This window comes from Shewanella piezotolerans WP3 (assembly GCF_000014885.1).
GTDB classification, from domain to species: domain Bacteria; phylum Pseudomonadota; class Gammaproteobacteria; order Enterobacterales; family Shewanellaceae; genus Shewanella; species Shewanella piezotolerans.
On sequence record NC_011566.1, the window covers coordinates 1,468,353 to 1,480,052 of the forward strand.

Genomic DNA, 11,700 nt, shown 5'->3' on the forward strand with positions numbered 1-11,700 from the left:
TAAGCAGAGTATTAATTGAAAGCAAATAGCAGACAAGAAAGCAAATTGAGAGGGGCTGATTATTGGACTCACAGGATCAGTGATCAGGAGATGCCCGCATTATGCTCTACGGTCAGTACATTAGAGAAGCTGGCCAAAGATGATGTCTCCTCCTTAGCAATATTAGGCCAGAGTGTCATGCATGATAATGCACTCACCTCGCGTATTTTACGGGTCGCTAACAGCGTGACATACAGTAAAGGGATCACCCAGGTGACGACGGTGAGTAAAGCTGCTGTGGTCTTAGGGTTTGATGCTATTAAAAATATCTGTATTACCGCCAAATTACTCAGTAGCTTGCTAGAGTCGCAGGGGCTTTCAGAAGATGTTTATAAGCGGTTACTGAGTTTGATGGCAAAGTCTTTTCAAGCAGCAATGTTCACTCGAATGTTGATGCATGGGCATGATGAAGAGTTACAGGAAGAGGTTTTCATAGCCTCTTTGTTATATCACTTAGGAGAAAGTGCCTTTTGGAGCACTGGCTGCGCTGAAACCTTAGTATTGGATAGTAAGCTTAATCGATGTGAATCATCAACTGAATACGATCAAGCGGTTAGAGAAGTGCTTGGCACGAGTTTTAAGCAACTGTCAGCAGGAATAGCAAGGAACTGGGGCTTAGGCAGTGTTTTGATTAAGTCTCTCAGTCAGCCTGATGAAAGAACTCCTGAAATTCGTAGTATTTATCTGGCAAACAAGCTTAGCGATCTACTGTCGCAAACACCGCCGCCAGTGCTTGAGCTATCAAAAAGATTAAAGCAAGCTGCGAATATTCTTGATATTGAAGTGGATGAACTGAAAGGACGTATGATCCGTTGCCAGAAGGCGACGGAGTTGATGGCTGACGCATACGGCGCAAAAGCATTAATTGATTTTCTACCTGATGCCAAACATCTGTTGCTTGAACATGATGAGCCTGCTCCGCAATCCGTTATTAGGGGCTCAGATCCTTTAGAGCAACTACGGTGTCTTCGTGCATTAACCCAGTGCGCATTAAATAAATCTGATTTTAATCAGGTATTGTCTCTGGCACTTCAAGGTGTATTGCAAGGTGTAGGGGTCGATCGTTGCGCAGTTCTGTTGTTAACACCCAACAGGAAACTCCTCCAGCCCCGTATCGTGCTAGGCGATGGTGCTATTGATATGAAAAACAATTTCTCCATTGAACTTGGCGGTACAAAAAACTTATTCCAAGAGTCAATTCAAATCAAAAGCGCACTGTTTGTCGATAACCCTCATTCAGCTAAGTGGCGACTTTACATGGATGATGCGCTGCGAAGTTTAGTCTCGCCAACAGGTTTTATGGTGGCACCTTTGATAATGGATCATACGGTTATCGGAGTTCTATATGCCGATAGAGACAGCTCTGGACGGCGCTTAAACGAAGAGGACTTTTTGGGTTTTAGCCATTTTGCAGAACTTTCAAATGTTTGTTTTTCTACCAGTATGAAATAACCTAAGGAGTGTTTTTGTCTTCCTACTTCGGTGTTGGATAAAGGCAAAAGGGAACAACCATTCTGTCAATTATCCGCCTTAAATTAGTTCGCCAAAAAACACTCTGAGTAGACCAACTACTTATACCGATTGGTATAAAACGCTCATTTAGCCTTACTTGGATTGGGTGGCGGTTATCTGCTTGGTGATCTCTTTAGCTATCTGATTGGGAATAGGAAAGCTCAAATGGTACTGAGCAATCTTCCATCCTTCAGCGGTATTGATTAAGGTTCCTGTGCCTCGACTCACTCCGTAAGACTCACTATGTAAAATCTCGTCAAACCAAATAACGTCGCCATGCTGCGTCATCTTTCTGCTGGTGAGATCATAGCGCCAGCCCTTTGTTGGACGAGCGTATTGTTCAAACTGGGCTTTATCCCAATGCTCATTGACGTCAGTGCCGATAAATATGCCGTTATCTGCATACAACGAAAAGTAGTTATCCCAATCAGCATTTGCCGAATAGGTATTAAGGTTATCGAGTAAGTTCGCAGCTTGCTGCTTAGCGTTACTTTGTTCAGTAGCATGGGCGTTAACGCCAACACTCCAAAATAATAATAGCGTCGAGATAAGTGCGAACGTTGTGGATTTTAGCTGACTCACTCTTTGCATAAGGTTCTCTTTTTATTATTTAGTGGCTTAGTCATTTTTAGAGCTAGGCTAGCATTATTTCTGCCTTTAATGCCAGTTAACGGGATCGAGTTGGTAGAACGAACTCACTTCATGGTACAGGGCTGGGTGCTGGGCAATGAATTCATGCGGCTGTTCAAAAAACACTTCACTTATCACAGCAAAGAATTCTGCAGGGTTAGTCGCGCCATAATAACTAAACAATGAATACTGTTGATGTTGGCTGGCCTCTACCAGTTGTTGGTACTCCTGCATCATCACGCTTGACCAAGATGCATAGTCTTTACTGTGACCGAGTATAGGCGCGCCATTAGCATTGCCGTCTTCTTGATCAAGCTGATGAGCAAATTCGTGAATGACAACATTACTGCCGTCATCGGGAATCGCAGCTCCCTCCTTAGTCGTTTGCCACGACAAGATGACTTTTCCATGCTGCCACGACTCGCCTGATAACACTCGGCGACGCTCCGAAACCAGTCCATTACTGTCGCGCTGCTCATTGCTAACAATAAATACGGATGGATAGACCAGGATCTCTTTTAAATGAGGGTAGTAATCGGTTTTTCGATTTAGCAGCAACAGACACGCTTGGGCGGCAACGGTGACACGAATTTCATCATCAATCTCCAGTCCATCGCAACCAACAAACTGCTTTTCAGCAATAAACACTTGTATATGCTTCTTCAGTTGCAGTTGTAAGTCGGCTGGTAAGGAGCGGAAAAATGGGATCCGTTTCTTTAAAATCATTCGCCATGCGTTGGGAAAAGGCTGTTGAGTGAGCTTGTTTCTGCGCAGGCTTGCTCGCCAATTACGACTAGCGATCCAGAAAATAGCGCTACCACTAAAGAGTATTATCAGTATGATCGCGAGCATCGGGTTCCTTTTACCAAACAAAGCAATTGCTCTGTTTGTATTTTAAATGGGCGATGTTAATGATATGTGGACTGGTTTGCTGAATTTCAATAGTGGCTTGATACTCGGAGAATTCGGGGGCTTGCAAAGGGCTTATAACGATGAAAAAAAGGCTGGCAGATCAAATTGAGAACTATGGTTAAAACGTTTGATAAGACTTTTCCATATTCTGCCAGCTAAGTTGGGAGGGCTACTCAACAATAATTCGTTTTTCTATCTCTCTTCGTTCTTGAGGTGTCATAGTAAAATAGTGTTCAATTAAAAAGCGTATCAACTTTGACTTGGCAACATCGCCGTCATCAGCCAAAGCTGCTAAGTGAGCTATCGCCGATTCACTAAGAGTGAAAGTGGCTTTTCTAAACGGCGCATCTCCTTTGATGATTTTCTTAATGTTTTGCTGAACATCACTCTCTTCAGGGCTCGAATGTGTTGTTTGTACAGTTTGGCTCGTTGAACCTGTATCTAACTGATTTTTTTTAACATTTAGCTCAATAATTTTATTTGTTACTGGAGAGCGTTGCTGTTCTCCAATAGCATAACGACTGGCATCATTAATGAAATCATCAATTAAATCGTCTAATGCCAGCTGAGTTGTCTGAATCTGTTGATGAGTCGATTTAGACGGCGTAGAGTTTTTCTTGAGATCGGTTAGACCCATATTCACCTCTCATCTTTTTCATCTTTTTTTCTGCAATGCGATTACGGATCTCAGTAGCATTCGCGACTTGCAACATTTCTGTGGCGATACCTCGGATCTCGTTGGCAGCCTTACCCTTAGGTTCAATCTCTAGTACAGATAAGCCAGACTCTTCACTATCATCATAAATGTTACGGCTATAGGTAATGGCATCGAGCACATTGATGTCATAGGTTTTACAGACTTCTTTAGCTTCAAATATGCGGTTCGCCTGATTAGGTAAACTTGGGCATTGAGTGATAACGAAGGTTGCACGCATTTTTGGGTTTATCATCATGCAGGTTGCGACGATGTCATCCATATGGCTCACCGTTTTTAGATCACGTCTTTTAGGTCTAAGCGGCATTAATACATGTGAGGCTACCGACATGGTGGCGCGAAGTGCCAGGTTATCTTGGCCACCACAATCGACGATAACATAGTCATAGTGTTGTTCGAGGCTTAACAGATCGTTGCGTATTTTGCCGTATAATTGCACACAATTAATGCTGGGTAAGTCAGCATTATTATTTCTGGCATGGATCCAGTCTGACGTAGTGCGTTGAGGATCGCAGTCAACCATAATTACAGAAGCTTGGCATTCTGCCGTTAGAAATACGGCTATGTTTTGCGCTAAACAGCTTTTACCACTGCCGCCTTTTTCACCACCTACTAATATAATCATGCTTTGTCCTCGAGTACGCGTTTGTTTATCTGGGTGTGTCTGTTTGATTACCTTTAGCTGTTGCTTGCGTACTGGTTTTATTGGGGAAGTTTCTATTGACTTCATGTGCCCAATGCAGCAGCTGTGATATTAATTTAGGCAGGGATTGCGATAAGGTCAACTGTATGATTTTTGACGTTTTTGTTTCAATTGACTGGCGAACTATTTTTGACGCAAACGCTATGTTTGATGGTTTTTTGACACTATAAGCTTTTACACCCTAGCTTAAATTGGTTTGTTAAATTTATTAGATACTTAGGTTTGTAATGTGTCTTTAATTTATCTCAAATTAGGCCACGATTAGCAACGCGTGTGGCTAATGGTTTATCACCCTTTAGTTTAATATTCTCTAGTTGAATTAAAAAAAAATATTTATGCGAATTGAGTATATAGGATTGTGGGCTCCTAAACATTTGAAACAACAATGTTTGTGATAAATGCACTCGCACGCCAATTCAGTTTCCTCTAGCTTCGCAATGGAGTTACAGTTTGGGCTCAGCATTAAAAGGTCTAGCGCTTTTGAGTCTGCTACAGAACTGAGGACTTTGCTGGGCTAAATTATTCAGGTCAATGGAGCCTTGCCCATGTTAGGCTTTGCCGATAGAACCATAAACGTAATGAGTGCGGATATAACACTGTGGACGAGAAGTTATTACAAGAAGCAATAAGCCAGAAGATGCCATTTGGAAAGTATGCGGGTCGCTATCTACTCGAACTACCTGAACCCTATTTAGTGTGGTTTCATTCAAAAGGATTCCCTGAAGGCAAGCTTGGCCAACAACTTGCTTTAATGTACGAAGTAAAACTCAATGGTCTTGAAGGGATGTTGCAACCGCTCCTTGATAAGGTAAAGCAGGCTAGAACTCGATAATTAGTCATGGCTTATTAGAAAGTTCCTTGCTAGGGCAAAATTACCTTTGGAATGAGAGTTGGATCTAATAGTTGATGATTTGATTATGATTAGTGACGAGTATTAGAGATTTATGCTTTATTGCGTGCTTTAATATATCTGAATTAAAATATTTGATTGATAACTTTTAAAGGAAATTTCCGATGATAGCTAAACTAGTTAAATTGGCTGCTGCGGCAACACTGGCTCTTGGTATGTCTAGCGCTTGGGCTCAAGGTGTTATGCATGAAGGTACTGTCATGGACACTATGAATGGCGGCGGTTATACCTACGTACAAATCAAAGAAGCCGACAAAACATTCTGGGCTGCCGGACCACAAGTAGAAGTGAAGAAAGGCGACACTGTGGTTGTTCAAGAGCAGATGTGGATGAATGATTTTGCTAGCAAAACATTAAACCGCACTTTTGACGAATTATTGTTTGTTGGTCGTATCGATAAAAAGTAAAGCAGATCTAGGTTGCCGCTAGTGCCACAATGATCATGCTCTAAAGAAAACGGCGTAGACTCAGTCTACGCCGTTTTCTTTTACCACCATTTAGCGCAGAATAACGTTATTGTTTCGCTGTGTTAGTCATCATGCTCAAATTAATTCCCTACCAAAAACAGTATGCGACTCAAGTGAGTCAACTTTTTCATCGGGCTATCAATGCTATTGATGAGGATGTTTACTCAAAAATAGAACAACAAGCTTGGTCATACTCACCGCGTTCTCGCTATCACTGGCATAAGAGGCTGACTCGGTCTAAAACATGGTTGATGATCGACAGTGCCCAAGACCATGATGGCGCTTCTTTATGCTGTGGGGTGATAAACCTAGAGACACAATTTCATAGCCGTGGTTATATTGACAGCCTCTATGTTCATCCTGACTTTCAACATCAAGGGATTGCGACTGCGCTACTGGCAGAGCTTGAAGCATGGGCCATAGCAGCTAACATCGACAGTTTATCTGTTGATGCGTCTAAGTTATCTAAGCCACTTTTTCTGGCCCACGGCTTTAAACAGTTGCATCGCAGTTACCAGGAGAAACGTGGCCAAATCATAATGGGCTTTCTCATGCGTAAGCCATTAAAAACCTCAAAGGATAGTTGAAATGAGCAAAAAGTGCCGAGTTCGATTATTGGCTAAGGACGATGTGGGACAATTGGCAAATGTGTTTCACTTGAGTATTACTCAAGCTGCTGCAACTCATTATAGTGAAGAGGAGAGAGCTGTTTGGTCGCCAGCGCTTCGCTCTGATGATGAATGGCGATTACGGTTAGCGCCAACAGTCACTTGGGTTGCTGAACAAAGGGGGCTTATTAGTGGGTTTATCAACCTAAAACCAACAATAGAAACTCTTGCTAGTGGAGGGCAGTCTTTGTTATCGGCAGAGATAGATTGTCTTTTCACCCACCCTGACTTTGTAGGACAAGGCGTTGCCTCAAAGCTTTATCAATGCCTGGAACACTATGCACTATCGCAGCAAATTTCAGAGTTAACGGTTGAAGCCTCTTATTTATACCCATCCGACCTGAAAATGCAGGATTCAGTGGGAGTTTAATGGGCTTTAATCAAGGCATTGATTGCAGCTAATGGTCGCTCCCTTGGTAAAATCAATAACACAGAGTAAAGCCCATTAGAACCCATCGAAGAAGGGGTTGTGCAAGCCCACTTCGTTGTTGCGGCAACTTAAAAGGGAATAACCATTTCCACGTTAACGCGCCTAGAATTGAACTAGCACAACACCTCTGAAACGAGCATTTCCAAGTGGGATGGGTATAGCTAAACCCTTTTTCGAGAAGCAGGGATACTGCGTACTATCTCAGAATGAGCACTCGCGCTCAGATCAAGTTCTTGTTAACTTTAGTATGCGGAAAATGCTGAATATATCGGGATGAAGCAAAAGCCCCATGCTGATAGGGGCTTGTATTTTATCTATAGTATTGCCATCGCAACGACCTAGCTTCTGTGACTGGTGTAATGCACCTCTGGCTCTAGTATGTCATTTAGTGTATCAGTGCGGCTCATAAAGCGAATGAAGGCCTCTGGTAGTGTTAACTCATCGACACTATGTTGCCAATTGGATTGCAATATAGGGCTATAACCTTCTTTTCCTGATGCGGTATAAGCCGAAGACACGCCGATATAGTGCTGCAAAGGGTCAATATCAAACCATAGCGGCTGACCATTGGCAGGGCGCATGATCTCAAGCTTGACTATCCGTTGCCCCAAAGCTTGTCTACCGTCATAGAAATACTTAAGCCCATAGGTGTATGGGAAGCTGCCTGCACCGGTGCCGATAACACTGTTATTGGTTGCTGCATTGATAGCTGATTCAAGCATCTGGAACAGGTATTGGCCTTGAATTTGGTAGGTCACTAATGGCAGCTCAAACGGTAAGATCCGGCCAATCACTTCTGCTAGACTCAATTGCCCTTTATTGAGTGATTGTCTTACGCCGCCAGCATTGTGCAGCGCAAAGTCAACCTGCATACCGATCGCCTTTGTCTCATGGTACATACTACGACTGACCCATGGCGCAATTTCACTACCATGCGGCAGTGCTTTACTTGGCAGACGAGTATGTTCAAAGTTTTTAGGCACAAAACTTAAAATTTGATTATCCAACGCGTCTAGGCTTGGGCGGTACTTTTGTAAAATAGTTTGCTGTACAAGGCTGTCTTCGCCATCCCAAAAGATAGAAGGATTTGCATCGAGCTTAGCGCGTATCGCCAGGTAGTTTTCAGCGCAGACCTCACCGTCACTGGCTTGCAAAATAAATTGCTGGTCAAGCATGAAGAAGTTGCCACCGTTGATCTCGGTCACCAAGCCTGTTTCATTAAAGCTAATGTCGCAAATACCTATGGTTTCTGCGTATTTTCCTGCATGTAAAATAGGGGTGTTGTTGATGTTTTCTGCGTAGGGAATATTGCTTAAACCAAGGTCACTAAAATCACCTTGCAGCGTGTGAGAGTGACCACCAACAATTAGGCTAATGCCATCAACTTCAGCTGCAAGTACGCGGTCTTGATCGAGCCCTAGGTGGCTTAATACTATAATGTGATAAATCCCTTCAGCGTGCAGCTTTGCTATCGTACGTCGTGTGGTCTCGATAGCATTAATGAAGTGAGTATCTTCGTCAGGACGGGCGATCTCTTTCATCTGATCAAGCGTTATGCCGACAATAGCGACTTGCTTATCATGCAGCGGCTTTAAAATGTACTTTGCAGTCTGACTGCGATTATCGTAGTCATAAAGATTGTGGTGACCACTAAGCTTGGCCGCTTTTTGTTGATCTTCACGACTCAAATCCATATTGCCAGCAAGTAGCGGAAACTGAATGTCATTAAGAAAATCGAGTACTGGACCATTACCTGCATCAATTTCATGATTACCCAGTACCATGGCGTCAGGTTTTAAGAGATTCAGTAGATCTGAATTGGCCTTGCCTTTAAATTCGTTGAAATAAAGAGTGCCTTGGAAGCTATCGCCGCCGTGCAAGAATAGAAAAGATTGTTGATTAGCTTTGGCTGACAACTTTGCCTGAGACAGCTGATAACCGATACGCGCGTAACCGCCACTATGAGTATATAGCGTCAGCTCTTGCTGTTGCTCGGTGATAGTAAACTGCAGTCGATTAGCGTCGAAATGAGAATGGGTGTCGTTGATGTGGGCAAGTTTTAATGTATATGTTGACGTCATTTCAATCCTCAGAACCAAACAAGAATTATAGCACTAACTGCCTAGATAGGTGAAACATTGATTTTGGCGATTAAAAAAGGGAGCTTAGCTCCCTTGTTATGTCGATAAAGACTTACCCCTTTTCGGGCTTATCGTCAAACTCGCCATCATCAGAAAGCACAATGCCTTTATGCTGCATTCTGCGACTCCACATTTACGCGCTAATTGCTGCATATCTGTGACAGGATCATTTGAATCGACAATTTCGAGGCCCAATAGTGACTCGACAATATCTTCTAAGGTGACAATACCTTCACCAGAGCCATACTCATCAACCACCATAGCGATCTTGGTATTACGCTTAATCATCAGCTCAAATAGTGGCAGTATTTTAGCTGTCTCAGGAATAACCAACAGGTTCTTCTTCAGAACAGCAATGGACTCCTTGGGGGTCTTACGTTCAGCCAATAGCACGTCATTACGATTCACATAACCGATAATATTATCGGGTTCACCCTGATATATCGGAATTCGGGTAAATGGTTTTGCCATAAACTGAGCCGCGAAATCACCTTGCGTTAAGGTTGTCTGCAGCTTAAACATCACCGTTCTTGGTGTCATAATGGCAGTAACAGGCATCTCTTTAACTGACAACATTTGTGTCAGAATTTTTGATTCCTGCTCATCAAGCTCGCCAGATTCTCGACCAATCTTAGCCATGGCGCTCATCTCTTGACGAATATACTGGCCTTCATCACCTTTACCCATCAACTGTGTGACCTGTTTAGACATCCAGATAAGCGGCCTAGTAGCGCGCTCCATCCACACTAATGCAACAGAGACGACCGGTGCTAGTGAGCGCCAGTAGTTTGCACCTAATGTTTTAGGAATAATCTCTGAGAAAAACAGAATAAGGAAAGTAAGGACACCAGAAAATACGCCTAGCATCTCATCACCAAATACTTTAGCTGCCTGTGCACCAGCTACCGCAGCGCCAACAGTGTGGGCAATGGTATTTAAAGTAAGAATGGAAACGAGTGGAGATTCAACGTTTTCTTTTTGTTTATTCAACCTAGCGGCTGCAGCTGGATTCGTCCCGGCAAGCGTGGCGATATAACTGGGTGTGACTGACAGTAAAACAGCTTCAAACACACTACAAAGAAAAGAGATAGCAATGGCGACAAATACTATAATGATAAGAGTTATCATAAAGGTGAAATTACACCTCCATATTACAGACCAACATTAGTCTGAGCGGATTCTAGCACAGGTTTAATTCGCGGCAATTGCTATTAGTGTCGAATTTTGCATTTTTATCTGTGTTGTCAGGCGATTTACAGGTGATTAGGCGGTTCTGCGCAGCATTTACTATAGAGCCGTTACAATTAATGTAATAAATATCAGCATCATCGAATAAGCCGAGCAAGGTTGCTAGCCTTATTTTACAAGGATCTGTATAATTCGCCGCCCACATGCAGGTTTTAGGTTTTGAGGTTACACACAATGAGTGAAAAGAAGATCAATTTATTGGATCTTGATCGTAAGTCGATGAGAGCGCTATTCGCCGATATGGGTGAAAAGCCGTTCCGTGCCGATCAATTGATGAAATGGCTTTATCACTTTGGGGTGAGTGACTTCGAACAGATGACCAATATCAACAAAGCATTACGAGCGAAACTTGCGCGTAAATGTGAAATTGTTGCACCAAAAATTGCCAGTTATCAAAAGTCTGCTGATGGCACCATTAAGTTTGCTATTGATGTGGGTAATGGCCAAGAAGTTGAAACGGTATATATTCCTGAAGATGATCGCGCCACATTATGTGTATCATCTCAAGTGGGTTGTGCGTTGGAATGTACTTTTTGCTCAACTGGAGCACAAGGCTTTAACCGCAAGCTTGAGCGTATCAGAAATCGTAGGTCAAATTTGGCGTGTGGCTGACTTTATTGGCTTTGTGAAAGATACGGGTGAGCGACCCATCACCAACGTTGTTATGATGGGAATGGGTGAGCCATTATTAAACCTTAAGAACGTTATTCCAGCGATGGATATCATGCTGGATGATTTCGGTTTTAGTCTATCAAAGCGCCGTGTCACGGTTTCAACTTCAGGTGTTGTGCCTGCATTAGACATTTTAGGCGATGCGCTAGATGTCGCTTTAGCGGTAAGTATTCATGCGCCAAATGATGAACTGCGCGATGTGCTCGTTCCAGTTAATAAAAAGTATCCCTTAGAGGATTTCCTTGCAGGAATTCGTCGCTATATTGCCAAGTCTAATGCTAATCGCGGCCGTGTGACTGTTGAGTATGTGATGCTAGATCATATCAACGACAGTACAGACCAAGCGCATGAATTGGCTAAGTTGATGAAAGACACCCCTTGCAAAGTGAATTTAATTCCGTTTAACCCGTATCCTGGTTCACCTTACGGTCGCTCTTCTAATTCACGCATAGACCGTTTTTCTAAAGTACTGATGGAATACGGCTTAACGGTTATTGTACGTAAGACTCGTGGCGATGATATCGATGCTGCTTGTGGTCAACTTGCTGGCGATATTCGCGACAGAACCAAGCGTTTGGCGAAAAAACAAATGCAACAGAATCAAATTTCGGTCACAATGGATTAACTCTTTGTATCTATTGGTAGATAGGCTT

The 11,700-nt window shown here is 42.9% G+C and carries 10 protein-coding genes and 2 pseudogenes; 6 read left to right on the top strand and 6 right to left on the bottom strand.

The window, feature by feature from the left end:
* Positions 1 to 15 precede the first annotated feature (15 nt).
* Positions 16 to 1,491: an HDOD domain-containing protein gene (locus SWP_RS06360; RefSeq protein ID WP_044555727.1), complete on the top strand. Its 1,476-nt coding sequence runs from the start codon at positions 16 to 18 to the stop codon at positions 1,489 to 1,491.
* A gap of 153 nt (positions 1,492 to 1,644) precedes the next feature.
* On the opposite strand, the gene SWP_RS06365 is transcribed toward SWP_RS06360, so the two are convergent.
* From SWP_RS06365 to SWP_RS06380, 4 genes are all read right to left on the bottom strand, one after another.
* On the bottom strand, positions 1,645 to 2,142 hold the full coding sequence (locus SWP_RS06365) for a nuclear transport factor 2 family protein (RefSeq protein WP_020911600.1): 498 nt from the start codon (positions 2,140 to 2,142) through the stop codon (positions 1,645 to 1,647).
* A 66-nt stretch (positions 2,143 to 2,208) separates the two neighbouring features.
* On the bottom strand, positions 2,209 to 3,033 hold the full coding sequence (locus SWP_RS06370) for a M90 family metallopeptidase (RefSeq protein ID WP_020911601.1): 825 nt from the start codon (positions 3,031 to 3,033) through the stop codon (positions 2,209 to 2,211).
* A 229-nt stretch (positions 3,034 to 3,262) separates the two neighbouring features.
* Positions 3,263 to 3,730: a hypothetical protein gene (locus tag SWP_RS06375; protein ID WP_020911602.1), complete on the bottom strand. Its 468-nt coding sequence runs from the start codon at positions 3,728 to 3,730 to the stop codon at positions 3,263 to 3,265.
* Positions 3,690 to 4,433, bottom strand: coding sequence for an AAA family ATPase (locus tag SWP_RS06380; protein WP_020911603.1), 744 nt, complete (start codon positions 4,431 to 4,433; stop codon positions 3,690 to 3,692). Before SWP_RS06380 ends, SWP_RS06375 begins: the two co-directional genes overlap by 41 nt.
* 676 nt (positions 4,434 to 5,109) lie before the next feature.
* Here SWP_RS06380 and SWP_RS06385 point away from each other — a divergent pair.
* The 4 genes from SWP_RS06385 (at position 5,110) to SWP_RS06400 (ending at position 6,926) form a co-directional block, all read left to right on the top strand.
* The gene (locus tag SWP_RS06385) at positions 5,110 to 5,343 is read left to right on the top strand and encodes a DUF3820 family protein (protein ID WP_020911605.1); all 234 of its coding nucleotides are present in this window, start codon (positions 5,110 to 5,112) and stop codon (positions 5,341 to 5,343) included.
* A 182-nt stretch (positions 5,344 to 5,525) separates the two neighbouring features.
* Complete coding sequence (locus SWP_RS06390; RefSeq protein ID WP_020911606.1) at positions 5,526 to 5,828, top strand: hypothetical protein; 303 nt, start codon at positions 5,526 to 5,528, stop codon at positions 5,826 to 5,828.
* A 131-nt stretch (positions 5,829 to 5,959) separates the two neighbouring features.
* The gene (locus SWP_RS06395; RefSeq protein WP_044556309.1) at positions 5,960 to 6,475 is read left to right on the top strand and encodes a GNAT family N-acetyltransferase; all 516 of its coding nucleotides are present in this window, start codon (positions 5,960 to 5,962) and stop codon (positions 6,473 to 6,475) included.
* 1 nt (position 6,476) lies between these two features.
* On the top strand, positions 6,477 to 6,926 hold the full coding sequence (locus SWP_RS06400) for a GNAT family N-acetyltransferase (RefSeq protein WP_020911608.1): 450 nt from the start codon (positions 6,477 to 6,479) through the stop codon (positions 6,924 to 6,926).
* Between the two features lie 398 nt (positions 6,927 to 7,324).
* On the opposite strand, the gene SWP_RS06405 is transcribed toward SWP_RS06400, so the two are convergent.
* Positions 7,325 to 9,067, bottom strand: a complete 1,743-nt coding sequence (locus SWP_RS06405) for a bifunctional metallophosphatase/5'-nucleotidase (RefSeq protein ID WP_020911609.1) — start codon at positions 9,065 to 9,067, stop codon at positions 7,325 to 7,327.
* 112 nt (positions 9,068 to 9,179) lie between these two features.
* A pseudogene (locus tag SWP_RS06410) lies at positions 9,180 to 10,255 on the bottom strand (CNNM domain-containing protein).
* Between the two features lie 294 nt (positions 10,256 to 10,549).
* Here SWP_RS06410 and rlmN point away from each other — a divergent pair.
* Positions 10,550 to 11,672, top strand: a pseudogene (rlmN, locus tag SWP_RS06415) (dual-specificity RNA methyltransferase RlmN).
* The last annotated feature ends 28 nt before the right edge of the window (positions 11,673 to 11,700 follow it).